The sequence below is a fragment of the Nocardia brasiliensis NBRC 14402 genome (genome assembly GCF_000308475.2).
In the GTDB taxonomy this organism is placed as follows: domain Bacteria; phylum Actinomycetota; class Actinomycetes; order Mycobacteriales; family Mycobacteriaceae; genus Nocardia; species Nocardia brasiliensis.
The window spans coordinates 1-26,177 of the sequence record NZ_BAFT02000064.1 but is presented as its reverse complement, the minus strand read 5'-3'; the positions used below and the strand labels follow the sequence as shown (position 1 = coordinate 26,177).

The window sequence follows — 26,177 nt, the reverse complement described above, 5'->3', positions numbered from 1 at the left end:
TGCGGGCGGTAGCGTCGGCGGAATGAAGATTCGTGGGGCGGTCCTGGAGCAGATCGCGGCGCCCGTGCCGTTTGCCGAATCGACGCCGATCCGGGTGAGTGAGCTGGAACTCGGTGCGCCCGGCCCGGGTGAGCTGCTGGTTCGGATCGAAGCGGCCGGGCTGTGCCATTCGGACCTGTCCGTGGTGGACGGCAACCGGGTGCGCCCGGTGCCCATGCTGCTCGGGCACGAGGCGGCGGGCCGGGTCGAGGCGATCGGGCCGGGGGAGAGCGACCTCGCGCTCGGACAGCGCGTGGTGATGACCTTTCTGCCGCGGTGTGGCGAGTGCGCGGGCTGTGCGACGGACGGGCGCACGCCGTGCGTGCCGGGCAGCGTCGCCAACAACGCGGGCGAACTGCTCGGCGGTGGCCGGCGGCTGCACCGCGACGGTGCGGAGGTACACCACCATCTGGGCGTGTCCGCCTTCGCCACGCACGCCGTGGTGGATCGCCGATCGGTGGTTCCCGTGGCCGACGACGTGCCGCCCGAGGTGGCCGCCGTGCTCGGTTGTGCGGTGCTGACCGGCGGTGGCGCGCTGCTCAATTCGGCGAAGCCGGGGCCGGGCGACCGGATCATGGTGGTCGGGCTCGGCGGTGTCGGCATGGCCGCGGTGCTCGTCGCGGTATCGCTCGCGGCCGCCGGGCACGAGGTGATCGCGGTCGACACCGTGCCGGAAAAGCTGAGCCTGGCAACGGAATTGGGTGCTACCGCGGCATACACCCCCGCGCAGGTGGCCGAACTCGGCGTGCAGGCGGAGATCGTCGTGGAGGCCGCGGGCAATATCCGCGCCTTCGAAACCGCGGTCGCCGCAACGGCTCCCGGTGGTACCACGGTCACCGTCGGGCTGCCCGCACCCGACGCGCGCGCCGCCATCTCCCCGCTCGCCCTGGTCGCGCAGGGCCGTTCCATCGTCGGCAGCTACCTCGGCTCCGCCGTGCCCGCCCGCGACATCCCGGCCTACGTCGAGATGTGGCGCGCGGGCAGGCTGCCGGTCGAGCGGCTGGTCTCCGCGCATATCGGGCTCGACGAGATCAACCGCGCCATGGACGACCTGGCCGCGGGCCACGCGCTGCGCCAGGTGATCGTCTTCGACTGAACCCAGCCGGTCGGCGAAGTGGTGGCGTGAGCGCGCGGATTCGGCGTGGGGCCAGCCGGACAGGGCGGCCGCGCGTCGGCGCGCGCCAAGACGCTGTGGGGTGTGGCAGAAGATGGCAGCCGATATGTCTGGCACCGGGCGGGGGCGGCGCGTAGCGTTGCAGTGACCAGAGTAGTCAAAATAGTCGAAACGGGGACCGGATGACTCGGAAGCGGCCGCAGCGCCCGGATATCGTGTGGCCGCTCGCCGACGCGAAGGCTCGACTGTCCGAGTTGATCGACACCGTAGAGCGGGAGGGGCCGCAAGTGATCAGCAAGCACGGACGTGAAGTCGCGGTGGTGGTGCCCATCGACGAATGGGACCAGAAGACAAGCCGGAAGGGCAGTCTCGCGGAGTTCTTCGCCGATTCGCCGCTGCGTGATTCCGGTCTAGAGATCGAACGTATCCGGTCGGAACTGCGCGACATCGACCTGTGAAGAACTACGTTCTCGACACCTGTGCCGTGTCGGAATGGATGAAGCCGCAACCGGATCCGGGCCTCATTCGTTGGTTGCACACAGCGGATGAGGACCGGCTCCACCTCAGCGTCATCACCCTGGGGGAGATTCGGAAGGGCATCGAGAAGCTGCCGGATTCGCCCAAGCGGCAGCGGCTGGTGGAGTGGTTGACGGAGTCGTTGCTCACCCGCTTCGGGCGGCGCATCTTGCCGGTCGATGCGGTTGTCGCCCAAGCCTGGGGACGCCTGGCGGCCAGGCTCGAGCAGAGTGGGACGTCTGTCGAGTCGGCGGATGTGTTGATCGCGGCAACCGCGGAGTCGCACGGCTTCGCGGTTGTCACTCGTAATGTGAAGCATTTCGAGCCGACCGGAGTTCCGCTGGTCTGCCCGTGGAATGAATAATCAAGTGCGGCTGAGGAACTCGGTCACCAGGGCGATGTAGTCGGCGGTGCGGCTGATCGCCAGGGAGTGGCCGCCCTCGGCGAACGTGCGGTACTCGGCTCCCGGATGTAGTTCGCGGAGGCGATCGGTGTGGGTGGGGGTGATCAGCGGATCGTCGTCCGCGCGGAAGATCAGCGTCGGCCCCGACCAGGCAGGGCCGCGCAGGAGATCGTCGACCTGCTCGGCGAGTTCCAGGAGCAGCCCATACGAATTCGCGGAGCCGACACTGCCGTGCACATCGGACGCGCGCAGCACCTGATCGATCCAGAACTCGGCCTCGTCGGAATCCTTCCAGGTGGCGCGCAACGCGGTCCGGATCGCCTCGCGGGTCTCCGGCCACGGCGTCGCCAACGTGACCTCGATCCGCCCCCGCAGCCGGTCCACATCCTCGGGGCCGTACAAACCCGTGCTCGACAACGTCAGCGACCGGACGCGCGCCGGAACCCGGCGCGACAGCAGCTCCGCGAACATGCCACCCGCGGACTGTCCCACCACATGCGCCCGCTCGATGCCCTCCGCGTCGAGCACCGCCACCAAACCGTCGACCAGCTCGGCGCACGAGGTGATACTCGACGGATAGTCGGGCGCGATCGTCCGGCAGCGCGACGTCAGCGCGTGCGCCACATCCAGCCAGCCGATCCCGATCCCGGCGCCGCCCGTGAGCAGCAATACCGGATCGCCCGCGCCACCCGCGTAGTAATGCCAATCATGTTGTCCGGCAGTCGTCTTCCGGCTGTCGTGTGCGTCGAGAAATGCTGCTGCCCGGGCCTGGATCGAAGTCACCCTGGTGACCGTAGGGCAGAAAACGGACAGGCGCAATTATGCGCATATAGCAATGTAAATCACAGAGGTCCGCGGACCGGCGCGGCGACCAGGTCGATAGGCTGACACCGACGACGAGGACTGAGGAGATGTGGTGACCATTCGGGTCGGAGTGCTGGGAGCGCGCGGCAAAGTCGGACAGGCCATCTGTGCGGCCGTGGCAGCGGCCGACGACCTGGAGCTGGTCGCGGCCGTCGACAAAGACGACGCGCTCGACACCTTCACCGCGGCGAACACGCAGGTGGTCGTCGACTTCACGCACCCCGACGTGGTGATGGACAATCTGAAGTTCCTGGTGCGCAACGGCATCCACGCGGTGGTCGGCACCACCGGCTTCGACGCGGCCCGCCTCGACGAGGTGCGCGGCTGGCTCGCCGACCGGCCCGAGACCGGCGTGCTCATCGCCCCGAACTTCGCCATCGGCGCCGTGCTGTCCATGCGCTTCGCCGAACAGGCCGCACGGTTCTTCGAATCCGTCGAGGTCATCGAGTTGCATCACCCGAACAAAGCCGACGCGCCCTCCGGCACCGCCTACCGCACGGCCGGGTTGATCGCCGCGGCCCGGGACAAGGCGGGCGTCGGTCGCAGTCCCGACGCCACCAGCACCGAACTCGACGGTGCGCGCGGCGCCGACGTCGACGGCGTGCGGGTGCATTCGGTACGCCTCGCCGGACTGGTCGCCCACCAGGAGGTGCTGTTCGGCACCCAGGGCGAGACCCTCACCATCCGGCACGACTCCATCGACCGCTCGTCCTTCGCCCCGGGCGTGCTGCTCGGGGTCCGGGAGATCGCCGGCCGTCCCGGACTGACCGTCGGCCTCGACCCCTTCCTCGACCTGTGAACACGAACGTGCGCGGTACCGGGGTATGCCGGTGAACGCCGCGGCCGCCGACGGCGACAAGCAGAACCGCGACGTGGTCAAGGTCGTCGCGTTTCTCGCGGTCCTGGTCGTCGTCCTCGTCTTCTACTTCGTGCTGCTCGGCCGAATCGCGTTCAGCCTCATCGCCTCCGGTGAGATCGCCGCGATCCTCATCGGCGTCGGCGTGCTGATCCTGCCGCTGGTCGGCGTCTGGATCGTCACCGCGACCGTGCGGGCCGCGCTGGCCCATCAGCACCTGGCTCGCCGCATGCACGACGAAGGCCGGGAACTCGATATCAGCGAGTTGCCGCGCCGCCCCTCCGGCCGGATCGAACGCGCCGCCGCCGACGAGCTGTTCAACCAGGTCAAAGCGGAATGGGAAGCCGATCCCGACAATTGGCGCGTGTCGTACCGGCTGGCCCGCGCCTACGACTACGCGGGGGACCGCGGGCGGGCCCGCGACACCATGCGCCGCGCCGTCGCGCTGGAGCGACTCGAACGCGAACAGCGGGCATAGGCTCGTCGGGTGCCGCAGTTGCTGATCGTTCATCACACGCCGTCCCCGCACATGCAGGCGATGTTCGAGGCGGTGGTGTCGGGCGCGACCGACCCCGAGATCGCAGGGGTCGAGGTGGTGCGCCGGGCCGCATTGGGGGTGACCGCCTCGGACGTGCTCGCGGCGGACGGCTATCTGCTCGGTAGTCCGGCGAACCTCGGATATATGTCGGGCGCACTGAAACACGCCTTCGATACGTTCTATTATCCGTGCCTGGATTCCACGGGGGGCAGGCCGTTCGGTTTCTATCTGCACGGCAACGAGGGCACCGAAGGCGCCGAACGCGGCGTGACGAGTATCACCACCGGACTCGGCTGGACGCTTGCTGCCGCGCCCGTAATCGTCTCTGGGGCACCGGGAAAGGACGACCTCCAGCGCTGCTGGGAACTGGGTGCGACCATTGCCGCCCAGCTTATGGACGTATGACAGATTTTTTCTCCGAAGTAGCCAGCGGTGACAATACCTGCCGGTAGCCGACGCGAATGCGGCCCCGATTTCTAGTGTCTGACCATTCCGAGCGCGGGACCTGCATACTGACAGAACGTTGTCGCGGTGGGGATGTGAACGAGTTTGCTCGGGAATGGAGAATTTCAGGTGACGTTGGCCGAAGGGGGCGAAAACGTGTCGCGCCGGATCGGAGTGGTCGAAGACCACGAATCAGTCGCGATCGGGCTGGCCGCCATGCTGGCGCCGGAACCCGATCTCGATTTGGTGCTGACCGCCGGTACGGTGCCGGAACTGCTGGCCGCCGCGCAGAACTTGCCGCAACTCGACCTGGTCATGCTCGACCTACGACTGGCCGACGGGTCGAACCCCGAGGACAACGTGCGCACCCTGCGCGACCGCCTCGGGATCGAGGTGCTGATCTTCACCGGCGCCGACAACGCGTTCCTGGTGCGTTCCGCGGCCCGGGCCGGCGTGCTGGGCGTGGTGCGCAAGTCCGAGGACGTGCAGACCGTGGTCGCGGCCGTGCGCCGCGCGGCCTCGGGCGAACAGGTGGTGACCACCGACTGGGCCGCCGCCATCGACGGTGACCCGCAATTGTCCGATCTGCGACTGAGCCCGCGACAACAAGAGGTGCTCACGCTCTACGCGTCGGGTGAGAAAGCCTCCCGCGTCGCGCGGCTGACCGGGCTGTCCGAGCAGACGGTCAACGACTACCTCGGTCGCATTCGGCAGAAGTACGCCGACGCGGGACGTCCGGCGCCGACCAAGACCGACCTGTACAAGCGGGCGGTGGAGGACGGGTGGCTACCGGTGCCCGAGCGGAACTCGCGCACATGACGGTGTCCAGCATGCTGGACACCTCGACGAACTCCCGCTCTGTCTCGCTCGGCCGTTCCGGCCCGAGCCGTTGGCGCCGTGGCATCGTGGCGGCGTCCAAACAGAGTGCGTACGAGGGCGCGTCCGACCGGATCCTGCGGCGCTTCGGCTTGGCCATCGGCATCGCCGGCGTGATCGTCGCGGTGGTGGAGCTGCCGGAGATCGCCGGGCAGAGCCGGTTTCTCGATGCCGGCTGGACGATCGTCACGATGGTGCTCGCCTTCGGGCTGTTCCCGGTGCTCGCCGTGGTGTCGATCAGCCTGAGCAGACAGCTGATTCAGCTGGTCGCCGGTGCGGCCGCGGTGAGCTTCCTCGCGGCGCTCGTGGTGATTCCGCTCTCGTATCCGCATCCCGCGCCGGACGTGAGTTCGGTGTGGTTGTACCGGGTGCTCGCGCTCGGCGTGCTCGCGGCCGTGCTCGCCTGGCGGCCACTGCCCGCGGTCGCCTATCTGGTGGTCGGTTCCGCGGTGGCGTCGCTGTCGAACGGGCTGGTGGTGCCGCACACGACGCCGCTGGTGTGGGCGGGTGACTTCGTTCGCGCGGCAGGATTGTGCGCGCTGTTCCTGTGGTGCGCGATCTACGCCAAGGCGGCGGCCGACCGGGTGGATCGGGAGTCGGAGATCGAGAGCAGGCGCGCGGCCGCCGTGGCCGGCGCCGCGGCGCGCGATCGGGAACGGGCCCGCTTCGCCGCGCTGATCCACGATGCCGTGTTGTCCACACTGCTCGACGCGTCCCGCGCGGGCACCGATTCGCCGGTGCTGCGCAGGCAGGCCGAGCAGACGCTCGAACAGCTCGACGAATGCCGGGTCGGCGAGGTGGAACCGAATCGGCTGGACGCGCAGTCGGCCACCGGATTCCTGCGCTCGGCCGTGCACGAGGTGAACGCGGGCATCCGCTTCACCGCGCGGCGCTGGTCCGGCTTCGACGATCTGCGACTCCCGGTGGATGCCGCGGGCACCATCGCCGCCGCGCTCACCGAGGCGGTGCGCAACAGCCTGCGGCACGCCACCGTGCCGGGTCGCGAGGTGCAGCGCACGGTGACGGTGACCATCAGCGCGGGCGGTATCCGGGTCGTATTCCGGGACGACGGAGCGGGTTTCGACATGAGCCAGGTGCCGGCCGACCGGCTCGGCATCTCGGTGAGCATCCTGGGCCGGATGCGCCAGCTCGCCGGTGGCGCGGGCTTCGTGGAATCGCAACCGGGTGAAGGCACCACGGTGACCCTGGTGTGGGGTAGCGATGGCTGACACCGACGCCGAATTCGGCCTGCGCGATCTGCTCGGGCTGCGGGATCCGGCGGCGGGCCTGTTCCTGCTGATCCTGCAGGCGACCATCGTGCTGTACATGGTGCGCAATTTCAGTGAGTCGCCGCTGATTCCGGCGGCCGCGGCGCTGGCGCTGCTGGCCGCGGCGGGCGTGCTGGTGCTGGTGATTCCGGTGGATCCGCTGCCGTGGCCGGCGACCGCGTTCGTGGCGGCCTCCGGTCCGCTGGCGACCTTGCTCACCTCGTTCGAGGTGGAGCAGAACTGGTCCAAGCAGGTGTGGACGGCGTTCGCGTCGTCCTACGTGCTGGCGGTGCTGGTGTTGCGCGGCAGGCTCGGCGCGGCCTGGCTGGGGGTCGGCGGTGTCGCGGTCGTGATCGCGACCGTCGGCGTGCTCAACGGGGTGCGCGGCGGGGTGATCGCCGGGGCGATCGTGCCCATCTCGACGGTGGCGGGGGTGTCGCTGTTCGCGCTGATCATGCGGCCCACTCAGCGCTCGCTGCGGCTGCTGCGCGAGGAATCGACGATGCGCGCCGCCGCCGAGGCGACGATGGCCGCAGAGAACGGTGAACGCGACCGCCAGCTGGCCCGGCTCGACAAGGTCGCCCGGCCGATCCTGGAGCGCATCGCCGACGGCGTCGAACTCACCGCCGCCGAACGAGAACAGTGCCGGCTGCTGGAAGCCGAACTGCGCGACGGACTGCGCGCTCCGCAACTGGTCACCGACGAGCTCAGCAGTGCCGCGCGCGGCGCGCGTTCGCGCGGGGTCGAGGTGGTGCTGCTCGACGACGGCGGTTTCGCCGGGGTGCCGCGCTGGGTCCGCCAGCAGGTGATCGAAGCCGCGACAAAGGAATTGGACGCCGCCAACGCGGGGTCGGTCACGGTGCGCGTGCTGCCGATGGGCCGCCGCATCCTCGCCACCATCCTCGCCAACGCCCCCGAACAGGACCGCCGCACCGAGATCGACGCCGCGGGCAGCATCAAGGTCTCCACCTAGGACCTCGAGACCGATCCGGCCCTGGCGAAGTTGTCGGTGGGGCATGGCATTGTTCGGGTATGCGGAAGATCAGTGCGGGAGCGGCTCGGCGGATCGCGCTGGGTGCGCAGGGGTTCGCGGCGCGCAAGCCGGCCCGGGCCACCCGCCGCGCGGTGCTCGGGGTGCTGGACAAAACGCAAGTGCTGCAACTGGATTCGGTGTCGGCGGTGGTGCGCGCGCACTATGCGCCGGTGTTCAGCCGGATCGGCGCCTATGACCGGTCGCTGCTCGACGAGGCGGCCTGGCGCGACAGCGCGCGCCGCCCGCGGCGTCTGGTGGAGTACTGGGCGCACGAGGCGGCGCTGATCCCGGTCGAGGACTGGCCGCTGATGCGCTGGCGGATGGCGCAATTCGCGCGCGGCCGCTGGGCGGGCGTGCGCAAGGTGGTCGACCGCAACCCCACGCTCGGGCGCGACATCCTGGACGTGATCCGCGAGGTCGGCGCGTGTACGGCGGGCGAGGTCGAGCGGCACCTCGAACTCGACAAGCCTCGCGCCAAAGGCTCCTGGTGGAACCTCAGCGACACCAAGATGATCTGCGAGCAGTTGTTCGCGGCGGGGGAGCTCTCGGTGGGCAAGCGCGTCGCCTTCGCCCGGCACTACGACCTGACCGAGCGGGTGATCCCGCCGGATGTGCTGGCGCGCAACGTCGCCGAGGAAGACGCGATCCGGGAACTGGTACTGCGCGCGGCCATCGCACACGGCATCGGCACCGAGACCGACCTCCGCGACTACTACCGGTTGCACCGCAAGCAGACCGAGCCGGCCATCGCCGACCTGATCGACGCGGGCGAGCTGGCCGAGGTCGCGGTGGAGGGCTGGGACAAGCCCGGCTACCTGCGGGCCGGCACCCCGATGCCGCGCCGGATCGAAGGGTCGGCGCTGCTGTGCCCGTTCGATCCGCTGATCTTCTTCCGCCCGCGCACCGAGCGGCTCTTCGATTTCCACTATCGGATCGAGATCTACACTCCGGAACCCAAACGGGTACACGGCTATTACGTTTTCCCGTTCCTGTTGAACGGTGAGCTGGTCGGCCGGGTCGACTTGCGCGCCGAACGCGCGGCCGGGCGGTTGTCCGTCCCGGCCGCCTTCGCCGAGCCCGGCCACGACACCCCGGCGACCGCGTTCGCGCTCACCGAGGCGTTGCGCGAGATGGCCGACTGGCTCGAGCTGGACAAGGTGGTCATCGGCGATCGAGGCAATCTCGCGCCGCTGCTCTAGCGCACAGGCTCAGGAGTCGCGCTTGGGGCCGTAGCCGCGCATCTGGTCGCGCAGCGCGCCGGAAACCGCGCTGGACAGCCACGAATTGAGCGACTGGCCGCTCTGCGCGGCGGCTTCCTCGGCGCGCGACTTCATCTGTTCGACGAGGCGCAGCGTGACGCGGCTGATATCGCCGGTCATCTCCTCGAAGCTCGGATGCTCGTCGGCGGATGACGTCTTGCGCAGGTCGACCTTGGCGTCGGTGCCGTCGAAGGACAGGTGCACGCTGCGATCGCCCAGTTCGGTGCTGATCTCGGCGGCCAGGTCGGACAGCGCGGCAAGCAACACCAGCCGCGCCGAGCTCTCCGTCGCCGCGGCCAACGCCGCCGCGGTGGCCTGGGTTTTCTCGTCGCCGAGGGCGGCGGCCGCGATCAGGTCCGTGCGCAAGCGAGCGGTGTACTTGTTCAGATCCATGACATCAGTGTGACGCCATATGTGATGTCCGGCAAGGACGAGAATGACATCACCGTGACGGAATGGGAGCGGGATCACCCGACTGGCCGGTCCGTTCGGAGACGAGGGTGTCGAGGGCGTTATCCCGACCGGGTAGCCTTTCTGACCATGACGAACGGTAATTCGACGCAAAGCGAGCTGAGTGCGTCCGGCACAGTTGGTGTCGCGATGGTGACTCCCTTCAGTGCCGACGGCAAGCTCGACGTCGATGCCGGAGTCGCTCTCGCGTCACACCTGATCGATCGCGGTGTCGATCTGCTCGCGATCTCCGGGACCACGGGCGAATCACCGACTACCACCGAATCGGAGAAGGCGGACCTGCTGCGCGCCGTCGTCGACGCGGTCGGCACGCGCGCCACCGTGATCGCGGGCGCGGGCACCTACGACACCGCCCACTCGATCGAGTTGGCGCGCAACGCGCAACGGGCCGGTGCACACGGCCTGCTCGTGGTCACGCCCTATTACTCGCGTCCCTCGCAGGAGGGCCTGCTCGCGCATTTCACCGCGGTCGCCGATGCCACCGACCTGCCGGTCACCCTGTACGACATTCCGCCGCGCTCGGTGGTGCCGATCGCCACGGACACCTTGCGCCGCCTGGCCGAGCATCCGCGGATCGTCGCGGTGAAGGATGCCAAGGGCGATATCAACGCGGGCGCCGACCTCATCGCGAACACCGGTCTGGCCTTCTACTCCGGCGACGACACGCTGAACCTGCCCTGGCTCTCGGTCGGCGCGACCGGATTCATCAGCGTCATCGGGCATCTGGTGCCCGAGCGGCTGCGTGAGCTGCTGACCGCCTACACCGCCGGTGACGTGGTGCGCGCCCGCGATATCAACGCGAGCCTGGTGCCGTTGAACGCCGCGATGTTCCGCTTGGGCGGTGTCGCGATGAGCAAGGCGGGTCTGCACCTGCTCGGCATCGAGGTGGGTGAGCCACGGTTACCACAATTGATGCCGTCACCGGAACAACTCGAGGTCCTGGCCGCTGATCTGCGGGTGGCGGGGGTGCTCGCATGAGTGAACCGCTAGCTCGTCGTCCGCGTCGTACTGCCAGCCGGGCCGCCGGTGCGCCCGCGCCGGTGCCGCCGCCCGCGCCGGTCGAAAAGCCTGCCGCAGCACCGGAAGTCACCGAGGTGGTCGAGGTGACCGAGGTGGTCTCCGAGAAGTCGGTGCGCACCGGCGACGCCGAGCGGACCGAGCGCTCGGCCGCCGTGCAGGCGACGCAGTCGAAGAAGTCCGCGCCGCCGAAGAAGGCGGCGCGCGCCGAGGCGCCGCAGCACAACCAGCAGGCCAAGAAGTCCGGTCGCGGTCGTCAGCAGTCCGGTCGCGGTCGCGGCGAACAGCCGGCGCAGCAGGACCCGCGGGCTGTCACGCCCGCGCACGACCGGCTCGGCACGCCGCCGAAGCTGCCGAAGAACGGCCTGCGCGTCTTCGCGCTGGGCGGGATCGGCGAAATCGGGCGCAACATGACCGTTTTCGAGTACGGCGGCAAGCTGCTCATCGTCGACTGCGGTGTGCTGTTCCCCGAGGATCAGCAGCCCGGTGTCGACCTGATCCTGCCCGATTTCCGGCCTATCGAGCATCGGATGGCCGATGTGGTGGCCGTGGTGCTCACGCACGGCCACGAGGATCACATCGGCGCGGTGCCGTTCCTGCTGCGGCTACGCTCCGATATTCCGGTGGTCGGCTCCAAGTTCACCCTCGCACTGGTCGCGGCCAAGTGCCGGGAGCACCGGCAGCAGCCGAAGCTGGTCGAGGTCGTCGAGGGTCAGCACACCGATCACGGGCCGTTCGCCTGCGAGTTCTTCGCCGTGAACCACTCCATCCCGGACGCGCTGGCCGTCGCCATCCGCACCCCGGCGGGTGTGGCGCTGCATACCGGCGATATCAAGCTCGACCAGCTGCCGCTCGACGGCAGGCTCACCGACCTGGCCGGTTTCTCCCGGCTCGGCGACGAGGGCGTCGACCTGTTCCTGGTGGACTCCACCAATGCCGAGGTGCCCGGCTTCGTCACGCCGGAGCGTGAGATCGGCGGCGTGCTCGACACGGTGATCGGCAAGGCGCGCAACCGGGTGATCGTCGCGTCCTTCGCCAGCCACGTGCACCGCATCCAGCAGGTGGTCGATGTCGCGCAGAAGTACGGCAGGCGGGTGTGTTTCGTCGGCCGCTCGATGGTCCGCAACATGCAGATCGCGCAGGATCTCGGCTATCTGACCGTGCCGGACAACATCGTCGTGGAGCTCGACCAGGCCGCGACGCTGCCCGGCGACCGGTTGGTGCTGATCTCCACCGGTTCGCAGGGCGAGCCGCTCTCGGCGCTGTCCCGGATGGCGCGCGGCGATCACCGGCAGATCAACATCCGCCAGGACGACCTGGTGGTGCTGGCCTCCTCGCTCATCCCGGGCAACGAGAACTCGGTGTTCGCCGTGGTCAACGGCTTGGCCCGGCTCGGTGCCACGGTGATCACGCAGCAGAACGCCAAGGTGCACGTCTCCGGGCACGCCTCCGCGGGTGAGCTGCTCTACCTGTACAACGCGGTGCGGCCGACGAACGCCATGCCGGTGCACGGCGAATGGCGGCATCTGCGCGCCAACGCCGCGCTCGCCATCGCGACCGGGGTGCCGGAGGATCGGGTCATGCTCGCCGAGGACGGCGTGGTGGTGGACCTGGTCGACGGTATCGCGAGCATCGTCGGCCGGGTACCGGTCGGGCACGTGTACGTCGACGGCCTGTCGGTCGGCGATGTCGGCGAGTCGACGCTGTCGGATCGTCTGGTGCTCGGCGAGGGCGGGTTCATCTCGATCACCGTCGCGATCGACGAGACCACCGGCAAGGCGGTCAGCCCGCCCGAACTCAGCGGTCGTGGCTTCTCCGACGACCCGACGGCGCTGTCGGACGCGGCTCAACTCGTCGAGGCCGAGCTGTTGCGCCTGGCGACCGAGGGCGTCACCGATACGCATCGCATCGCGCAGAGCGTGCGGCGCGTGGTCGGGCGCTGGGTGGCCGACACCTACCGCCGCCGCCCGATGATCGTGCCGACCGTCATCGGCGTCTGACCCAGAACCAGGAAAAGCGCCGGTTGCCTTGGCAACCGGCGCTTTTCGTCGTGGCTCAGTTCATTCCCGGGACCAGCTCATTCCTGGCAGGCCGCGGATTCGATCTTGGCGCTCTTGACGATGTTGCACGCGAAGGTGTGATCGACCTTCCATTCGCCGCCTTCGGAGACGAAGGAGATGAACGCGTTGTCGACCGGCGAGCCGCCGATGGTGACCTTCGCGTCGGCCTTCACCTTGCCGTCCTGCGGTTCCTGAACGTTGGTGACCTCGACCTTGACGTCCTGCTTCTTGGCGGCGTCGACCAGGTTGGCGACCAGGTACGGATCCTGCTCGGCGGCCTGGATCCAGCTGATCTTCTCCTTGTTCGGCACAGCGGGATCGAACGCCTTGGTGAGACGGTCGTTGAGCTGCTGCACCGACGGCTTGGCCAAAGCGGGCGAGGACGGCGTGGTCGGCGCGGAGCCGGTCTCCTTCTCACCCTTGTCGCTGCCGCCCTGCAGTTCCCCCGGCTGCGTGTCGGCGTTGGCGCTGGTGCTCGGCGACGCGTCCTTCTTGTCGTCGTTGCCCGAGGCACAGGCGGTGAGCGTGCACGCGGCGGCGGTCAGCACGACGGCCACGGCGGTGCGGAAAGTGCGATGCTTCACTGTGTTTCCCCTGAATCAGCCGTGGTTGGACGTGCAGTTCCAGTGCACGATGTAGGCGTCGGAGTTGTTGTAGGACAAAGCCTTGCTCTGCGCGGACCGGCGCGAGGCGGCGTAGGCCCAGCTGTAGTTGCCGGTCCGGTTCGAGTACGCCACGGCACCACATCCGTTGGCGAACCACACCACGGTCTCGCAGTCGCTCGCCCCGCAGCTGCGGACCGCCCGCGCCTGCGCGGACGAGGAATCCGGGTAATCGTAGGAGTACCCGATCAACCCGGTCGACGTCGACAACGCGATCGCACCGTAGTTGTACGGCTTGGCTTGCGCGGCGGGCGCGCTGATAGCCAGCGCGCAACCTGTCGCCGCGATCACGGCCGCACCAGTAAGAAACTTCTTCACAGGGAATTTGCCCTTCTTCGTTTCAAGAGTCCACGACCCGATGGACCGAGTGACAAGGTACATAGCGAACACTCATTGCGCTACCCAGGAAATCGGGGGTTCGCGTGTCCGGAATCAGAAGTAGGTCCTATTCGGAATGGGTGGGGTCTCGGCCGCGGGGCGTGGTCGGTATGTTCAGCGGATGAGCATGGCGCAGCGCGAACGGCAGCAGCTGGTGCAGGCGATGGTGGCGGCCGGGCCGGAGGCGCCGACGCTGTGCGGCTCGTGGACGGTGCGCGACCTGGCCGCCCACCTGGTGGTGCGTGAGCGCAGGCCGGACGCGGCGCCGGGCATCCTGCTGAAACCGCTGGCCGGGTATCTCGAAGGGGTGCAGGCGAAAGCGGCTCGCAAACCGTTCCCCGAACTGCTCGACGAGGTGCGCACCGGCCCGCCGTGGTGGTCGCCGCTGCGTCCGGTGGATGCGATCGCGAACCTGTCCGAGATGTTCGTGCACCACGAGGACGTGCGTCGCGGCGCACCCGGCTGGGCGCCGCGTGAGCTGCCCGCCGCCGATGAGGCCGCGCTGTGGGCGCTGGTGCGCCGCATGGCCGTCCGCTCCTACCGCAAGGCGCCGGTCCGGGTCGTGCTCGCGACGCCGGACGGCAAGCGGGCGACGGCCGGCGCGAAATCGGGTGGCGAGGTCACGTTGACCGGCAAACCGTCGGAACTGCTGCTGCACGCGTTCGGGCGGGACGAGGTCCGGTTGGCGACGACCGGCGAGCCGGAGGCGGTACGCGCCGTGCTGGACTTGGATCGCTCGATCTGACCTGCCGGGCGTCCACCCGGCTCGGCGGCCCTGGTTCGGTCGGACGCTCCTGATCGACAGCCGGGGCCGGATGCCGGAGCGCGCGAGGTGCGTCCGACACGCGGAAGCGGGCGCTGAGCGGGGGTTGTGACCGACGGTCCGTCATCGCCGCCGACCTGGGCATCCGCACAGTTACGTGCCGTTGTGGCGTGGGGTACCAGTGTTGCGGATGGTCTGGATGGGGCGTTTGCGGCTAGCCTTGACCCATGGCAGGTAAGTCCCGCAGCACCACGACTACTCGGGCGCGGGCGGGATCGGCGCGGGGCAGGACCACCACGGCACGGACCCGTTCGGCGACACCCCGCGGCACGGCCGCACCGCGCGGGCGCAGGCAACCCGCCCGCCGGCCGGTCCGGCGCGCGTCGAACACGGCCCCGCTCGCGGTGTTCAGTAGGGGGATCAGCAGCGGGTGGAACATGCTCGCGCGCGGGCTCGGCGCCACCACCAGGGCGGTCAGCCGGGCGGGCGAGATCGAGCACGGGCACCGTCGCGACGGCGTCGCACTGGCCCTGATCGCGTTGAGTGCGGTGATCGCCGCCGCGGTGTGGTTGTCCGCCGGCGGCCCGGTGGGGCACTGGGTCGGCGAGGCCATCCGTGCGGTCTCCGGGTCGGCGTCGGCGGGGCTGCCGTTCGTGGCGACCGCGATCGCCGTCGTGCTCATGCGCACCGAGCCGCGTCCGGAGATCCGGCCGCGGCTGGTGCTCGGCGGGCTGCTGGTCGGTCTGCCGGTGCTCGGACTGTGGCACGTCATCGCCGGTGCCCCGACCGATCCGCACGGACGCGCGCACGCCGCGGGGTTCGTCGGCTTCGTGGTCGGCGGCCCGCTCACCGACGGGCTCACCGCCTGGCTCTCGGTCCCGATCCTGTTGCTGGCCATCGTGTTCGGTGTGCTGCTGCTCACCGGCACCACGGTTCGCGAGGTGCCTGCCAAACTGCGCGAGTACTTCGGCACCGGCAGCGGCGGCGACGAATACGGGGAGTACGACGGCGAATACGACCCCGCGAAGTACGACGCGGACGGCTTCCCGCTGCACTCGTCCCGGTCGAAGCGCCGCGGCCGCACACCGGCCGAGAACTATCCCGCCGACGAGTTCGGGGACGGCGACGCGGTGACCGAGGTGCTCGGCGAACCCCCGCTGCGCGACGCGAAGCCGATCGTCACCGAGGAGCCGCCGGCGCCGCCGAAGCCGAAGAAACAGCGCCCGGCCAAGGTGGTCGAGGTCGAGGATCAGACCCCGCCGCCGCCGAAACAGCTGGAGTTCGTCACCGATCGCGAGGTCGAGGGCGATTACACGCTGCCGCCGCTCAGTCTGCTGACCGACGGCGATCCGCCCAAGAAGCGCAGTGCCGCCAACGAATCGATGATCGAGGCGATCACCGAGGTGCTGGTGCAGTTCAAGATCGACGCGGCGGTCACCGGCTTCGTGCGCGGCCCGACCGTCACCCGCTACGAGGTCGAGCTCGGCCCGGGCGTCAAGGTCGAGAAGATCACCGCACTGGCCCGCAACATCGCGTATGCCGTTGCCACGGAGAATGTCCGGCTGCTCGCGCCGATCCCCGGCAAGTCCGCGGTCGGCATCGAGGTGCCCAACGCCGACCGGGAACTGGTCCGCCTCGCCGACGTGCTCAAGGCGCCCTCGACCCGAAACGACCATCACCCCTTGGTGATCGGCCTCGGCAAGAACATCGAGGGCGACTATCTCGCGGCGAACCTGGCCAAGATGCCGCATCTGCTGGTGGCCGGTTCCACCGGCTCGGGTAAGTCCAGTTTCGTTAACTCGATGCTGGTCTCGCTGCTGCACCGGGCCACGCCGGAAGAGGTCAGGATGATCCTGATCGACCCGAAGATGGTGGAACTCACTCCGTACGAGGGCATTCCGCACCTGATCACGCCCATCATCACCCAGCCGAAGAAGGCCGCCGCGGCGCTGGCCTGGCTGGTGGAGGAGATGGAGCAGCGCTATCAGGACATGCAGGCCAACAAGGTTCGCCATATCGACGATTTCAACAAGAAGGTGAAGTCGGGCGCGATCACCGCACCGCTCGGCAGCGAACGGGTGTATCGGCCCTACCCGTACATCCTCGCCATCGTCGACGAGCTGGCCGACCTGATGATGACCGCGCCGCGCGACGTCGAGGACGCGATCGTGCGGATCACCCAAAAGGCCCGTGCCGCAGGCATTCACCTGGTGCTGGCCACCCAGCGGCCCTCGGTCGACGTGGTCACCGGCCTGATCAAGACCAACGTGCCATCCCGATTGGCCTTCGCCACTTCGTCTTTGACGGACTCGCGGGTCATCCTGGACCAGCCGGGCGCGGAGAAACTGATCGGCATGGGCGACGGCCTGTTCCTGCCGATGGGCGCGAACAAGCCCACCCGCCTGCAGGGCGCGTTCATCAGCGACGAAGAGATCCACGCCGTCGTCGATTTCGCCAAGAACCAGGCCGAACCCGAATACCAGGACGGCGTCACCGCCGCGAAGGCGGGCGAGAAGAAGGATGTCGATCCCGATATCGGCGACGACCTCGAGGTGTTCATCCAAGCGGTGGAACTGGTCGTCACCTCGCAGTTCGGCTCCACCTCGATGTTGCAGCGCAAGCTGCGCGTCGGCTTCGCCAAGGCGGGCCGCCTGATGGACCTGATGGAAACCCGCGGTGTCGTCGGGCCCAGCGAAGGTTCCAAGGCGCGCGACGTGCTGATCAAGCCGGACGAGCTGGACGGCCTGCTGTGGACCATTCGCGGGGGTGGCGACGAGCCGCCGCCGGACGAGGACGCCGGCTGAAATTCGGTTGAGGTTTCCGGCCACGGCACGGCGGTCGGGCTTTTGGCCACCACCGCGGTGCTCGAACGCTTGCTCGCGGTGACTTGGTGGCCTTCGACGACGACGTCTTCCAGAACACACTGCACCGGATCCGGGAGCGCGCCCCGCACGCGGTCTCGGGATTGGTCGACGGCGTCCTGCGCCTGATCTCCGGGGTGATCGGCGTCGTCATGGTGACGGGCGTACTGGGTGTGCTGCACCCGATCCTGGTGCCGCTGCTGGTGATCGCGCTCGTCCCCACCTGGTGTGCGCCGTACGCGGGGCCCGGATGGGCTACGAGATGTATGCCGCGACCAGCGGCGCCGAACGCCGGATGGAGACCTTGACCGATCTGATGGCGGACCGTCTCCCCGCCGCCGAGATCCGGGCCTACACCATGCGGACGTTCCTGCTCGCGGAATTCGACCGCCTTGCTCATTTCGTGCAGGGCAAGGCCTTACGGCTCGAGCGCGAACAGGCGCGCGTTCGCGTGCTCGGGGTGGAGCGGCGACGGATCGGCTAGTGCGCGCGTTCGGCGGTCCGTACCCGCTCGCGCCAGGTGCGGTTCTTCGCGCGGTTGCCGCAGTTGGTCATATCGCACCAGCGGCGGGAACGATTGCGTGAGGTGTCGAAATACGCCCAGCGGCAGTCCCGGGCCGCGCAGGATTTGAGCCGGGTCCAATCGCCCGCGGCGCGCGCGGTGAGATAGGTCTGCGCGATTTCGGCGATGACATCGCGGGCCGGGGCCGGGTCGGTAGCGGACAGCTGCGGTCCCCGCTGATCGTCCCCGAGCGTGACGACGACCGGTACGGACGCCAATATCGTTGCCGCACCGCGTAATACCTCGGCATCGGGGTCCTGCGCGTTGTTCGCCGCCGCCAGCTCGCGCAGGCCTTCGCGCAACTCCCGCAAGGCCGGCAGCTCATCCGGTGTGACGGACAGCTCCGTACCGTCGCGGCCCAGCCAACCGGCGAGCCAGCCCGGTGCGCGCTCGTCGGTCAGCACGTCGTCTCCGTCGGGGCAGTGCCGCGTATTGATGAACGCCACCAGCCGTTCCGCCGTCACGGGCGGACCTTCCGTCGTCATGAGACCAGTGTACCCACTTGACTGGTCACGGTGAGCCGGGCCACAATGACCACTGTTCCGATTTAGCCGGTCACTTTCCGGATCGTGGAACGACCGTATTACCGAAAGCAGGGAGCATGACATGTCCACCATCACCCGGACCTCGACGTTCGATCGAGTAACCGCACTGCCGCAGCTGGGCGCGGCGATCAGCCGCTACGGCCTCGCACTGGTCATCCTCTGGATCGGTGCGATGAAATTCTTTTCCTTCGAGGCACAAGGCATTCAGCCGCTCATCGCGAGTTCGCCGCTGATGTCCTGGCTCTACGAGTTCCTGAGCGTCGACGCGCTCTCCGCGGTGATCGGCGTGGTCGAGGTGGTCGTCGGACTCCTGATCGTCACTTGGCGGTTCGCGCCACGCGCGGCCCTGTTCGGCAGCCTGGGCGCCGTGCTCCTGTTCCTGACCACCCTGAGCTTCATGCTCACCAGCCCCGGTGTCTGGCAGCCGGGTTACGGCTTCCCGTTCCTCGGCGCGGGCGGCGGTTTCCTGCTGAAGGACCTCGTGCTGCTCGGCGTCTCGGTGGTCACCGCGGGCGAAGCCCTGGCCCTGGTGCGGGCGCGGCGCGGCTGAGCGGTTCGGCAGGCGATTACGTCATGCGGGGCGTCAGGTGACGGATGCGGCGGTGCGGGTGGCCGACGGACAGTGGAACCCGCACCACCGCACCGTCTCTCGAAGGGATACCGATATGGCCGACCTCCGACGCCCCCACCGCGCCGCCCGGGCGATCGCGGCGCTCACGGCCGGGATCGCCGCCTGCGCCCTGGCCGTCGCGTGCACCGCGAGCACCACCCACGCCGGGCCCACCGAGGACGCGCCGAAGCCGACCGTCGTGCTGGTGCACGGCGCGTTCGCGGACGGCTCGAGCTGGAACGACGTCGTCGACCGGCTCCGCAAGGACCGCTATCCCGTTGTCGCGGCGGCGAATCCGCTGCGCGGGCCCGCCGCCGACGCCACGACGCTGCGCGGCTTGATCAGCCATATCGCCGGGCCCGTGGTCCTGGTCGGGCACTCCTACGGCGGCTCGGTGATCAGCACGGCCGCGGCGGGGAACGATCAGGTGCGGGCGCTGGTGTACGTGGCGGCGTTCCTGCCCGCACCGGGGGAGACCGCGCTCGGGCTCACCGGGAAGTTCCCCGGCTCCACCCTCGCCGGCACGCTGGACCCGGTCCCGTTCACCGACCTCGACGGTCGCGCGGCCACCGATCTCTACATTCGGCAGGACCGGTTCCGCGACCAGTTCGCCGCCGATGTGCCCGCCGACCGCGCGGCCTTGGCCGCCGCGACGCAACGGCCGATCGTCGAGTCCGCGCTCCAGGAACCAGCCACCGTCGCCGCCTGGACCGACAAGCCCAGCTGGGCTGTGGTCACCACACAGGACTTGAATATTCCCGTTGCGGCGCAACGGTTCATGGCCGAGCGGGCGCGTGCCCACGTCACCGAGGTGGCCGCGTCGCACTCGGTCGCCGTCTCGCACCCCGACGTGGTCGCCGAGGTGATCGAGCGGGCCGCAGGCAACGAAGACCACTGACATCGTTCCCTCGACGAGATTCGAACTCGCACCTTCCCGGAATCTAGGTCCGGTGCCTCTACCGATTGGGCTACGAGGGATGGTGTCGGACAACGAAAAAGGGGTCACTCCTTGGCGATTGCCGCGGAGTGACCCCTTCGACGGGTCCGGGTGGACACGGTCAGGGGCGACTCCGCGTGCTCGTGCACCGAGGGGTGCCGGCGACGGCCGATAGCGCGGCGAAGGCACTCGGCAGCCAGGTTGCGCTTAGCGACGGACGTCGCTGCGGCATCCTGGTCACGGTTGTTCGCCTTCCGGTCGGGTCACTGTGTCTTGTGTTGACGCTAACATCCGGATTTCGTGTTGGGAACCGGTTTTCGTGGTCAGAAGGTGCGGTTGGACTCGCGCGAAATCTGGAACCCGGTGCCGGCCGTATCGTTCGTGCAGGTCACTCCCGCTTCGGTGGAGTCACAGGTGAACGAGCCGACGGTAAGCATTGCACCATATGGAAGTACCCGGCCGCCGCCCCGGGTGCCGCCATCGAGGGGCTCGCCGACGAATACGCCCTGATTCAGGCACAGCGGCTCGGCTTTCGCCCCGACCGCAAGCGCGCCCGCGTACTTGTCCTTCGCCCAGCAGTCCCGGTATTGCGCCGGTGCCGGATTCGTCGGTCCTTGGCAGCCGGCCTGGGCGTTGTCCGAGATCGGCTGGTCCAGGATCGCGCAGAGGAACGATCCGCTCGGTGTCTGGAAGTAGTACCCCGACTGCTGCCGATACTGTGCCGGGTCGACCTGGCCCGGGGCGGGCGGCCGGGTCGCGGTCGGCGGGGCCTCGGTGGTCGGTGCGGCCGATGGGGCCGCGGTCGAACTCGGTGCGGCCGAACTGGTCGCCGCGGACTGCGGGGCGGACGTGCCGGCCGGCGCGCCCGAACTCTTGTCGTCGTCGCCACACCCGGCCAGCAGCGCCAGCGCGATAGTGCAGGGCACCACTGCGATACGAGCTCCTCGGATTTGCATGACGGCATTGTGGCCTGTGCCGCCGCGCATGCCGCCGGGACGCGCCGTCACCCGGCGCGTGCGATCACGCCTGGTCGTCGGCCCAGATCGGCTGCGCCCGATCAGTTCTTGCGCGCCTGCAACGTGTAGCTCAACGGCACCCGCTCCTGATGTTCGGTGAGCCGCCACTCGCCGCCGTCCCCGAGCGTCATCAGCCCGGGCAGCGCCTCCCAGGGCACACTGCGATGCTCGACCAATCCGGTGATCGTCAGATCGGCGGCCAGCAGCGCGGTGACGATGTCGCCGAGGCCGTGGTTCCACTCGTGCGTGGTGATCTGCTCGAATTCCGCCGCGGTGTCGACGTAGGTGCCGCCGTCGGAAAACACCATCGGCTCCGGTGTTTCGAAGTACGGGTAGCCGACAACCAGTCGGTCCGTGTGGTTTTCGTCCAACGACCACAGCACCGGATGTCCTTCGCGCAGGAACAGCCGTCCGCCGGGACGCAGCAGTCCCGCGACGGTTTCCGCCCAGCGAGCCACGCTCGGCAACCAGCACAGCGCACCGATGCCGGTGTAGACCAGGTCGAATTGCGCTGCGCCCAGGGCGGTTACCGCGTCGTACACGTTGGATTCGACGAAATCGACTCCGGCGCTGGTTTTTTCGCTGAGCAGCCGAGCTTCCGCGAGCGAGGCGGGGGAGAAGTCGAGTCCGGTCATCGTCGCGCCGAGCCGGGCCAGCGAGACCGTGTCGGTGCCGATATGGCACTGCAGATGCACGCCGCGGCAGCCGGCGATATCGCCGAGCAGCGGCAGATCGAACCGCACCACGTCGCTGAGGAAACCGGGCTCGGTGCGGAACCGGTCCAGCGCGTAGTCGCGCGAGGCGGCGTGCGCGGGCGCGCGTTCGTCCCAGTTCGCCTTGTTCAGCAGTAGGTAGTCGTCGGTCACGGAGGTCACTCTGGCACGGGCGCGCGGTTGCCCGCATGTGAAATTATGGTCAGCAACCAACCCGCTAGCCTTCAAGAACGGACAAATCGGGCATTATGGACGTCATGACTCTCGCTGCCGATCGGCACACCGCATGCAGGTAACCGCACTCGAGTGGGTGATCACCGTCGTGGTGATCCTCGCCCTGTTCGTCTTCGACTTCTATGCCCACGTGCGCACCCCGCACGAACCGACCTTCCGGGAATCCGGGTTCTGGTCCGCCGTCTACATCGGTCTGGCGCTCGCCTTCGGCGGCTATGTCGCCTGGCAGTGGGGCGGCACGTTCGCGGGGGAGTACTACGCGGGCTTCGTCACCGAGAAGGCGCTCTCGGTGGACAACCTGTTCGTCTTCCTGATCATCATGTCCACCTTCGCGGTGCCGCGGATCTACCAGCAGAAGGCGCTGCTGATCGGCATCGTCATCGCGCTGGTGATGCGCGGCGCGTTCATCGCCGTCGGCGCGGCCGCGATCAGCGCGTTCAGCTGGGTCTTCTATCTGTTCGGCCTGTTCCTCATCTACACCGCGGTCAAGCTGATCCGGGAGAGCGGCCACGAGGTGGAACACGAGGAGAAGCGCGACAGCCGGATCGTCGCGCTGGCCAAGCGGATACTGCCGACCACCGACAGCTACGACGGCGACAAGCTGATCACCCGCGTCGACGGACGGCGTGCGGTGACCCCACTGTTGCTGGCGCTGCTGGCGATCGGCTTCGCCGACCTGCTGTTCGCCCTGGACTCGATCCCGGCGATCTACGGCCTGACGAGCGAGCCGTACCTGGTATTCACCGCAAACGCGTTCGCGCTCATGGGTTTACGGCAGTTGTACTTCTTGATCGGTGGACTCCTCGATCGGCTGGTCTATCTGTCCTACGGTCTGTCGGCGATCCTCGCGTTCATCGGCGTGAAGCTGGTGCTGCACGCGCTGCACGAGAACACGCTCCCGTTCGTCAACGGCGGCGAGCACGTCAGCGTGCCGGAGATCTCCACGGGGATCTCGCTGAGCGTCATCCTCGGCATCCTGGTCGTCGCGACGGTCGCCAGCCTGCTGCGCACGCGCGGCGCCGCGCGCGAAGCGGACGCTCAGAACACCCGGTTGTAATCCGGCGCGATCTCGAACCCGTGCCCGTCCTCGTCGTTGCGGCAGGTGACGCTGTCCGCCTCGGCCTTACAGGTGAACCCGTGCGCGGTGAGGCTGGAACCGGCGGGCAGCACCGGCCCGGCGCCGGAGTCGTCCGGCGCGGTCTGCGGGCCGGTGTAGAACCCCTGGTTCACACACAGGTATCCGGCCTCGTCGCCCACCGCCACGGCAGCGGCGGCCGGGTCGGTGCTCCAGCAGTACCGCACCTGCGGCGGCGCGGGCGCGGTCGCGCCCTGGCAGCCCGCGGTGTGTCGCTGCCTGCCGACCGCCTGATCGAGGATGCCGCAGGTGATCAGCCGGTCGCCGGTCTGGAAGTAGTAGCCGTCCGCGTTCCGGTAGGCGACCGGGTCGGCGACACCGGGCCGGGTCAGCGGACGGGCCGACGAGGAGGTTGCTGGGTCCGATTTGTCCGGTGGACCCAGATACGCGTACAACAGCCCGGCGGTGGCAGCCGTCGACGCGAAAACCGCTACGTATGTGCGCATGGCGCGAGTCTGCCGTGTGGGAGCCGCCGGAGCTCTGTAGCACGCCCGGTGTGTCGCCGCAAGTTAGCTGATCACGGGTAAAATCGCGGCGCTCACCGGAACTCCCGCCCGTCGCGGCGCGGGCGGGAGCCGGGGTTCAGGAGGCGAACGCGCCGAGCACCGGCTGCCACTCGACCACGCGCACGTCGTCGATCAGCTGCTCGCGCGCGAACGGGTCCACTTCGAGCAGCGCGTGCAGCGCGTCCGCGTCGGCGGCCTGGAACAACAGCAGCGCGCCCGAGCCGTCGGGGTACGGTCCGCTGCTCAGCAGCGCGCCCGCCGCGAGCTGGTCGGCGAGCCAGCCCCGGTGTTCGGGACGGTGGGTGTCCCGGCCCGGGACCGTGGCCGCGGAGTAGGTGTAGTGCACGGCGAAGATCGGCACGGTCGCTTCCTAAGGGTCGAGAGTCAGAGAGTGAGCAGCATTCGAGTATTGCCGAGGGTGTTCGGCTTCACGTAGCTCAGGTCCAGGAACTCGGCCACACCGGTGTCGTAGGACCGGCACATCTCCGCGTACACCTCGGCCGTCACCGGCGTTCCGTCGATCTCGACGAAACCGTGCCGGGCGAAGAAGTCCACCTCGAAGGTCAGTACGAACACCCGCCGCAACTCCAGCTCGCGGGCCACCGCGATCAGCTGCTCCACCACGAGCCTGCCGACGCCGCTGCCCTTGACGTCCGGATGCACCGCGACCGTGCGCACCTCGCCCAGGTCGGCCCACAGCACGTGCAGCGCCCCGCAGCCCACGACCCGGCCGTCCAGCACGGCCACCCAGAATTCCTGCACCGCCTCGTAGAGCGTGACCAGGTTCTTTTCCAGCAGTATCCGGCCGGCGTAGACATCGACGAGGCGTTTGATCTCGGGTACATCGGAGGTTCGCGCGCGTCGGACAACCAGGTTGGAGCTCTGCGTGCTTACTGGCACGCCCGGATGTGCGTCGCTGGTCGAACCACCTAGTGGTCCCCGAGAGTTCATGGGGTGCACAGTAGTCGGGCCGGTTACCGATAGGCTGATCGTGTGCCACACATCCAGTCGTCCCGTCCACCGCATCGCGGCGGGCAGTGGGTTCGGCATGACGCGCGTCGCGCGCCGGTGAGCGGGGTGCGGACGTGAGTGCGCAACCGGAGGAAATCGACCGGCGCTGGGCGGCGCCGAGCCCGATCCGTTCCGGCTTCGTGCCCGCGCAGGCCGAGCCCGCGGTCCCGCTGATGAATATCGCGAACATCCTGACCATGCTGCGGATCGCGCTGGTCCCCCTGTTCGTGGTCGCGCTGTTCGTCGACGGCGGGCACCAGACCGGCTGGCGGATCACCGCCGCCGCGCTGTTCGGTATCGCGGCGATCACCGATCGCTTCGACGGGCAACTCGCGCGCAAATACGGTCTGGTCACCGATTTCGGCAAGCTCGCCGACCCGATCGCGGACAAGGCGCTGATCGGTTCGGCGGTGATCGGGTTGTCGGTGCTGGGCGATCTGGCCTGGTGGATCACCCTGGTCATCTGTGGCCGCGAGATCGGCGTGACCCTGCTCCGGCTGATCGTGGTGCGGCGCGGGGTGATCCCGGCGGGCCGCGGCGGCAAGCTGAAGACCCTGGTGCAGTCGATCGCGATCGCCTTCCTGTTGCTGCCGTTCACCGGTTGGCTCGCCGGCCTGGGCATGGCACTGATGTACGTGGCCGTCGCGCTGACGGTGCTCACCGGACTCGATTACGTCGGGCAGGCGGCACGCGTGTGGTTCGCGGGCGGGCCCGGTCGATCGCGCGGCGCATGAACGCCCCCGCGGCCGATCCGTTGATCGCCGGCGCGCCGGCCGCCGATCTCGTGCGCACGCTGACCGCGGCGGGCCAGACCGTGGCCACCGCCGAATCGCTGACCGCGGGCCTGGTGGCGGCGACCATCGCCGGCGTGCCCGGCGCCAGCGCGGTGCTGCGCGGGGGCCTGGTGGTGTACGCCACAGATCTCAAACACAGCCTGGGCGGCGTCAGCTCCGAAGTACTGGAGACGGAGGGACCGGTCGCCGCGAGTACCGCCGAGCAGTTGGCGGTCGGCGCCCGTACCCGCTGTGGCGCGGACTGGGGTGTCGCGCTGACCGGCGTGGCCGGACCCGACCCGCAGGACGGGCACGCGGTCGGCACGGTGTTCCTGGGCCTGGCCGGGCCGGGGCACACCGAGGTGATGCGGTGGAAGCTGCGCGGTGAGCGGTGGACGATCAGGCTCGAGGCGACCCACATCGCCTTACGCGAACTCTTGCGCTGCGTACAGCGCCCGGACCGCGGTCCGGGCGGGCAAGATGGGCAAGGTGAGTGATTTGCGCCGGGCGGGAACCAACCGGGACCGGTCCGACGTTGTGCGAGAAAGAACGGCGTGCGTGGCACTCGTGAGTACCGCGCAGGTCCCCTGACAGGGAGCGAAGGAGAACGAGATGACGCTGCTGCGAGAGGCCATCGGGGACAGTCTGCGGCGTGCTCGTCTCGCCCAGAACCGGACGCTGCGCGAGGTCTCGACCTCCGCGCGGGTGAGTCT

General features: G+C 68.8%; 32 protein-coding genes, 1 tRNA gene and 1 pseudogene. 22 read left to right on the top strand and 12 right to left on the bottom strand.

Annotation, left to right across the window (positions count from 1 at the left end):
• Nucleotides 1-22 precede the first annotated feature (22 nt).
• The 3 genes from TY25_RS22540 to TY25_RS22530 all read left to right on the top strand — a co-directional run bounded on the left by TY25_RS22540 (nt 23) and on the right by TY25_RS22530 (nt 2,033).
• Complete coding sequence (locus tag TY25_RS22540) at nt 23-1,135, top strand: alcohol dehydrogenase catalytic domain-containing protein (protein ID WP_042259012.1); 1,113 nt, start codon at nt 23-25, stop codon at nt 1,133-1,135.
• 200 nt (nt 1,136-1,335) lie between these two features.
• Nucleotides 1,336-1,611 (top strand): type II toxin-antitoxin system Phd/YefM family antitoxin, encoded by a 276-nt coding sequence (locus TY25_RS22535; protein ID WP_042259011.1) that lies wholly within the window; start codon nt 1,336-1,338, stop codon nt 1,609-1,611.
• Nucleotides 1,608-2,033 carry a type II toxin-antitoxin system VapC family toxin gene (locus tag TY25_RS22530; protein WP_052383120.1) on the top strand — a complete coding sequence of 142 codons (426 nt, stop codon included), beginning with the start codon at nt 1,608-1,610 and terminating at the stop codon, nt 2,031-2,033. Before TY25_RS22535 ends, TY25_RS22530 begins: the two co-directional genes overlap by 4 nt.
• On the opposite strand, the gene TY25_RS22525 is transcribed toward TY25_RS22530, so the two are convergent.
• Nucleotides 2,034-2,855 (bottom strand): alpha/beta fold hydrolase, encoded by an 822-nt coding sequence (locus TY25_RS22525; protein ID WP_162184220.1) that lies wholly within the window; start codon nt 2,853-2,855, stop codon nt 2,034-2,036. It lies immediately after the preceding gene.
• 133 nt (nt 2,856-2,988) lie between these two features.
• Here TY25_RS22525 and dapB point away from each other — a divergent pair, with 133 nt between their 5' ends.
• The 7 genes from dapB to TY25_RS22490 all read left to right on the top strand — a co-directional run bounded on the left by dapB (nt 2,989) and on the right by TY25_RS22490 (nt 9,150).
• Nucleotides 2,989-3,735, top strand: coding sequence for a 4-hydroxy-tetrahydrodipicolinate reductase (gene dapB, locus TY25_RS22520; RefSeq protein WP_042259043.1), 747 nt, complete (start codon nt 2,989-2,991; stop codon nt 3,733-3,735).
• A 25-nt stretch (nt 3,736-3,760) separates the two neighbouring features.
• Nucleotides 3,761-4,270, top strand: a complete 510-nt coding sequence (locus TY25_RS22515; protein WP_042259009.1) for a hypothetical protein — start codon at nt 3,761-3,763, stop codon at nt 4,268-4,270.
• 9 nt (nt 4,271-4,279) lie between these two features.
• Nucleotides 4,280-4,735, top strand: a complete 456-nt coding sequence (locus TY25_RS22510; RefSeq protein WP_029899153.1) for a flavodoxin family protein — start codon at nt 4,280-4,282, stop codon at nt 4,733-4,735.
• Nucleotides 4,736-4,903: 168 nt separating this feature from the next.
• Entirely contained in the window at nt 4,904-5,593 is a 690-nt protein-coding gene (locus TY25_RS22505) for a response regulator transcription factor (protein WP_014986865.1), read from the top strand.
• The gene (locus TY25_RS22500; protein WP_226887233.1) at nt 5,557-6,879 is read left to right on the top strand and encodes an ATP-binding protein; all 1,323 of its coding nucleotides are present in this window, start codon (nt 5,557-5,559) and stop codon (nt 6,877-6,879) included. Before TY25_RS22505 ends, TY25_RS22500 begins: the two co-directional genes overlap by 37 nt.
• Nucleotides 6,872-7,891 carry a DUF8320 family protein gene (locus TY25_RS22495; RefSeq protein WP_042259007.1) on the top strand — a complete coding sequence of 340 codons (1,020 nt, stop codon included), beginning with the start codon at nt 6,872-6,874 and terminating at the stop codon, nt 7,889-7,891. The genes TY25_RS22500 and TY25_RS22495 overlap by 8 nt, the downstream gene beginning before the upstream one ends.
• Nucleotides 7,892-7,950: 59 nt before the next feature.
• A complete protein-coding gene (locus tag TY25_RS22490) occupies nt 7,951-9,150 on the top strand; it encodes a winged helix-turn-helix domain-containing protein (protein WP_042259006.1) in 1,200 nt (399 codons plus the stop codon).
• A 9-nt stretch (nt 9,151-9,159) separates the two neighbouring features.
• On the opposite strand, the gene TY25_RS22485 is transcribed toward TY25_RS22490, so the two are convergent.
• Nucleotides 9,160-9,603, bottom strand: a complete 444-nt coding sequence (locus TY25_RS22485) for a hypothetical protein (protein WP_042259005.1) — start codon at nt 9,601-9,603, stop codon at nt 9,160-9,162.
• A 147-nt stretch (nt 9,604-9,750) separates the two neighbouring features.
• Between TY25_RS22485 and dapA the strand changes: the two genes are divergently transcribed.
• Entirely contained in the window at nt 9,751-10,659 is a 909-nt protein-coding gene (gene dapA / locus TY25_RS22480) for a 4-hydroxy-tetrahydrodipicolinate synthase (protein ID WP_014986860.1), read from the top strand.
• Nucleotides 10,656-12,698, top strand: coding sequence for a ribonuclease J (locus tag TY25_RS22475; protein WP_042259004.1), 2,043 nt, complete (start codon nt 10,656-10,658; stop codon nt 12,696-12,698). Before dapA ends, TY25_RS22475 begins: the two co-directional genes overlap by 4 nt.
• A gap of 77 nt (nt 12,699-12,775) precedes the next feature.
• On the opposite strand, the gene TY25_RS22470 is transcribed toward TY25_RS22475, so the two are convergent.
• Both TY25_RS22470 and TY25_RS22465 read right to left on the bottom strand, forming a co-directional pair.
• Nucleotides 12,776-13,342, bottom strand: coding sequence for a WKL family lipoprotein (locus TY25_RS22470; RefSeq protein ID WP_014986858.1), 567 nt, complete (start codon nt 13,340-13,342; stop codon nt 12,776-12,778).
• Nucleotides 13,343-13,357: 15 nt separating this feature from the next.
• Nucleotides 13,358-13,711 carry a DUF4189 domain-containing protein gene (locus TY25_RS22465; protein WP_014986857.1) on the bottom strand — a complete coding sequence of 118 codons (354 nt, stop codon included), beginning with the start codon at nt 13,709-13,711 and terminating at the stop codon, nt 13,358-13,360.
• A 208-nt stretch (nt 13,712-13,919) separates the two neighbouring features.
• Here TY25_RS22465 and TY25_RS22460 point away from each other — a divergent pair, with 208 nt between their 5' ends.
• Entirely contained in the window at nt 13,920-14,543 is a 624-nt protein-coding gene (locus TY25_RS22460) for a TIGR03085 family metal-binding protein (RefSeq protein ID WP_042259003.1), read from the top strand.
• A 232-nt stretch (nt 14,544-14,775) separates the two neighbouring features.
• On the opposite strand, the gene TY25_RS44785 is transcribed toward TY25_RS22460, so the two are convergent.
• Nucleotides 14,776-15,000, bottom strand: coding sequence for a hypothetical protein (locus TY25_RS44785; protein ID WP_226887234.1), 225 nt, complete (start codon nt 14,998-15,000; stop codon nt 14,776-14,778).
• Here TY25_RS44785 and TY25_RS22455 point away from each other — a divergent pair.
• From TY25_RS22455 to TY25_RS22445, 3 genes are all read left to right on the top strand, one after another.
• Nucleotides 14,999-17,365, top strand: a complete 2,367-nt coding sequence (locus TY25_RS22455) for a DNA translocase FtsK (protein ID WP_226887235.1) — start codon at nt 14,999-15,001, stop codon at nt 17,363-17,365. The genes TY25_RS44785 and TY25_RS22455 overlap by 2 nt on opposite strands.
• A gap of 86 nt (nt 17,366-17,451) precedes the next feature.
• Complete coding sequence (locus TY25_RS22450; protein ID WP_042259000.1) at nt 17,452-17,730, top strand: hypothetical protein; 279 nt, start codon at nt 17,452-17,454, stop codon at nt 17,728-17,730.
• Nucleotides 17,718-17,906, top strand: coding sequence for a hypothetical protein (locus tag TY25_RS22445; protein ID WP_042258999.1), 189 nt, complete (start codon nt 17,718-17,720; stop codon nt 17,904-17,906). Before TY25_RS22450 ends, TY25_RS22445 begins: the two co-directional genes overlap by 13 nt.
• Here the strand turns inward: TY25_RS22445 and TY25_RS22440 are convergent.
• Complete coding sequence (locus tag TY25_RS22440) at nt 17,903-18,469, bottom strand: CGNR zinc finger domain-containing protein (protein ID WP_042258997.1); 567 nt, start codon at nt 18,467-18,469, stop codon at nt 17,903-17,905. The genes TY25_RS22445 and TY25_RS22440 overlap by 4 nt on opposite strands.
• Before the next feature lie 121 nt (nt 18,470-18,590).
• On the opposite strand from TY25_RS22440, the gene TY25_RS22435 reads away from it, so the two are divergent.
• Together TY25_RS22435 and TY25_RS22430 are read left to right on the top strand one after the other, a co-directional pair.
• Nucleotides 18,591-19,079 (top strand): YkgB family protein, encoded by a 489-nt coding sequence (locus TY25_RS22435; protein WP_081869019.1) that lies wholly within the window; start codon nt 18,591-18,593, stop codon nt 19,077-19,079.
• Between the two features lie 115 nt (nt 19,080-19,194).
• Nucleotides 19,195-20,037 (top strand): alpha/beta fold hydrolase, encoded by an 843-nt coding sequence (locus tag TY25_RS22430; RefSeq protein ID WP_042258996.1) that lies wholly within the window; start codon nt 19,195-19,197, stop codon nt 20,035-20,037.
• 5 nt (nt 20,038-20,042) lie between these two features.
• On the opposite strand, the gene TY25_RS22425 is transcribed toward TY25_RS22430, so the two are convergent.
• From TY25_RS22425 to TY25_RS22415, 3 genes are all read right to left on the bottom strand, one after another.
• Nucleotides 20,043-20,117: transfer RNA gene (locus tag TY25_RS22425), tRNA-Leu, on the bottom strand.
• 282 nt (nt 20,118-20,399) lie between these two features.
• A complete protein-coding gene (locus TY25_RS43245) occupies nt 20,400-21,032 on the bottom strand; it encodes a hypothetical protein (RefSeq protein WP_162184219.1) in 633 nt (210 codons plus the stop codon).
• Between the two features lie 101 nt (nt 21,033-21,133).
• Nucleotides 21,134-21,958: a class I SAM-dependent methyltransferase gene (locus TY25_RS22415; RefSeq protein WP_042259039.1), complete on the bottom strand. Its 825-nt coding sequence runs from the start codon at nt 21,956-21,958 to the stop codon at nt 21,134-21,136.
• A 133-nt stretch (nt 21,959-22,091) separates the two neighbouring features.
• On the opposite strand from TY25_RS22415, the gene TY25_RS22410 reads away from it, so the two are divergent.
• Nucleotides 22,092-23,096: a TerC family protein gene (locus TY25_RS22410; RefSeq protein ID WP_042258994.1), complete on the top strand. Its 1,005-nt coding sequence runs from the start codon at nt 22,092-22,094 to the stop codon at nt 23,094-23,096.
• Here TY25_RS22410 and TY25_RS22405 read toward each other — a convergent pair.
• From TY25_RS22405 to TY25_RS22395, 3 genes are all read right to left on the bottom strand, one after another.
• Nucleotides 23,078-23,620 (bottom strand): hypothetical protein, encoded by a 543-nt coding sequence (locus tag TY25_RS22405; RefSeq protein ID WP_042258993.1) that lies wholly within the window; start codon nt 23,618-23,620, stop codon nt 23,078-23,080. The two genes, TY25_RS22410 and TY25_RS22405, sit on opposite strands and share 19 nt — an antisense overlap.
• Before the next feature lie 136 nt (nt 23,621-23,756).
• Nucleotides 23,757-24,041 carry a YciI family protein gene (locus TY25_RS22400; protein ID WP_042258991.1) on the bottom strand — a complete coding sequence of 95 codons (285 nt, stop codon included), beginning with the start codon at nt 24,039-24,041 and terminating at the stop codon, nt 23,757-23,759.
• A gap of 23 nt (nt 24,042-24,064) precedes the next feature.
• Nucleotides 24,065-24,631 (bottom strand): amino-acid N-acetyltransferase, encoded by a 567-nt coding sequence (locus TY25_RS22395; RefSeq protein ID WP_081869018.1) that lies wholly within the window; start codon nt 24,629-24,631, stop codon nt 24,065-24,067.
• 134 nt (nt 24,632-24,765) lie between these two features.
• Between TY25_RS22395 and pgsA the strand changes: the two genes are divergently transcribed.
• From pgsA to TY25_RS22380, 3 genes and pseudogenes are all read left to right on the top strand, one after another.
• Complete coding sequence (gene pgsA / locus TY25_RS22390; RefSeq protein WP_088606693.1) at nt 24,766-25,425, top strand: CDP-diacylglycerol--glycerol-3-phosphate 3-phosphatidyltransferase; 660 nt, start codon at nt 24,766-24,768, stop codon at nt 25,423-25,425.
• Nucleotides 25,422-25,961: a CinA family protein gene (locus TY25_RS22385; protein WP_042259036.1), complete on the top strand. Its 540-nt coding sequence runs from the start codon at nt 25,422-25,424 to the stop codon at nt 25,959-25,961. Before pgsA ends, TY25_RS22385 begins: the two co-directional genes overlap by 4 nt.
• 115 nt (nt 25,962-26,076) lie before the next feature.
• Nucleotides 26,077-26,177, top strand: a pseudogene (locus tag TY25_RS22380) (helix-turn-helix domain-containing protein); the annotation flags it as partial.

Excerpts from the sequence above, each read along its gene's own strand:
- TY25_RS22435 (WP_081869019.1), top strand. The coding sequence starts at position 18,591 with ATGTCCACCATCACCCGGACCTCGACGTTCGATCGAGTAACCGCACTG.
- TY25_RS22515 (WP_042259009.1), top strand. The coding sequence starts at position 3,761 with ATGCCGGTGAACGCCGCGGCCGCCGACGGCGACAAGCAGAACCGCGAC.
- TY25_RS22540 (WP_042259012.1), top strand. The coding sequence starts at position 23 with ATGAAGATTCGTGGGGCGGTCCTGGAGCAGATCGCGGCGCCCGTGCCG.
- dapA (WP_014986860.1), top strand. The coding sequence starts at position 9,751 with ATGACGAACGGTAATTCGACGCAAAGCGAGCTGAGTGCGTCCGGCACA.
- TY25_RS22405 (WP_042258993.1), bottom strand. The coding sequence starts at position 23,620 with ATGCGCACATACGTAGCGGTTTTCGCGTCGACGGCTGCCACCGCCGGG.
- TY25_RS22460 (WP_042259003.1), top strand. The coding sequence starts at position 13,920 with ATGAGCATGGCGCAGCGCGAACGGCAGCAGCTGGTGCAGGCGATGGTG.
- TY25_RS22475 (WP_042259004.1), top strand. The coding sequence starts at position 10,656 with ATGAGTGAACCGCTAGCTCGTCGTCCGCGTCGTACTGCCAGCCGGGCC.
- TY25_RS43245 (WP_162184219.1), bottom strand. The coding sequence starts at position 21,032 with ATGCAAATCCGAGGAGCTCGTATCGCAGTGGTGCCCTGCACTATCGCG.
- TY25_RS22410 (WP_042258994.1), top strand. The coding sequence starts at position 22,092 with ATGCAGGTAACCGCACTCGAGTGGGTGATCACCGTCGTGGTGATCCTC.
- TY25_RS22495 (WP_042259007.1), top strand. The coding sequence starts at position 6,872 with ATGGCTGACACCGACGCCGAATTCGGCCTGCGCGATCTGCTCGGGCTG.
- TY25_RS22385 (WP_042259036.1), top strand. The coding sequence starts at position 25,422 with ATGAACGCCCCCGCGGCCGATCCGTTGATCGCCGGCGCGCCGGCCGCC.
- TY25_RS22395 (WP_081869018.1), bottom strand. The coding sequence starts at position 24,631 with ATGAACTCTCGGGGACCACTAGGTGGTTCGACCAGCGACGCACATCCG.
- TY25_RS22535 (WP_042259011.1), top strand. The coding sequence starts at position 1,336 with ATGACTCGGAAGCGGCCGCAGCGCCCGGATATCGTGTGGCCGCTCGCC.
- TY25_RS44785 (WP_226887234.1), bottom strand. The coding sequence starts at position 15,000 with ATGTTCCACCCGCTGCTGATCCCCCTACTGAACACCGCGAGCGGGGCC.
- TY25_RS22455 (WP_226887235.1), top strand. The coding sequence starts at position 14,999 with ATGCTCGCGCGCGGGCTCGGCGCCACCACCAGGGCGGTCAGCCGGGCG.
- TY25_RS22430 (WP_042258996.1), top strand. The coding sequence starts at position 19,195 with ATGGCCGACCTCCGACGCCCCCACCGCGCCGCCCGGGCGATCGCGGCG.
- TY25_RS22445 (WP_042258999.1), top strand. The coding sequence starts at position 17,718 with ATGGAGACCTTGACCGATCTGATGGCGGACCGTCTCCCCGCCGCCGAG.
- TY25_RS22485 (WP_042259005.1), bottom strand. The coding sequence starts at position 9,603 with ATGGATCTGAACAAGTACACCGCTCGCTTGCGCACGGACCTGATCGCG.
- TY25_RS22440 (WP_042258997.1), bottom strand. The coding sequence starts at position 18,469 with ATGACGACGGAAGGTCCGCCCGTGACGGCGGAACGGCTGGTGGCGTTC.
- TY25_RS22490 (WP_042259006.1), top strand. The coding sequence starts at position 7,951 with ATGCGGAAGATCAGTGCGGGAGCGGCTCGGCGGATCGCGCTGGGTGCG.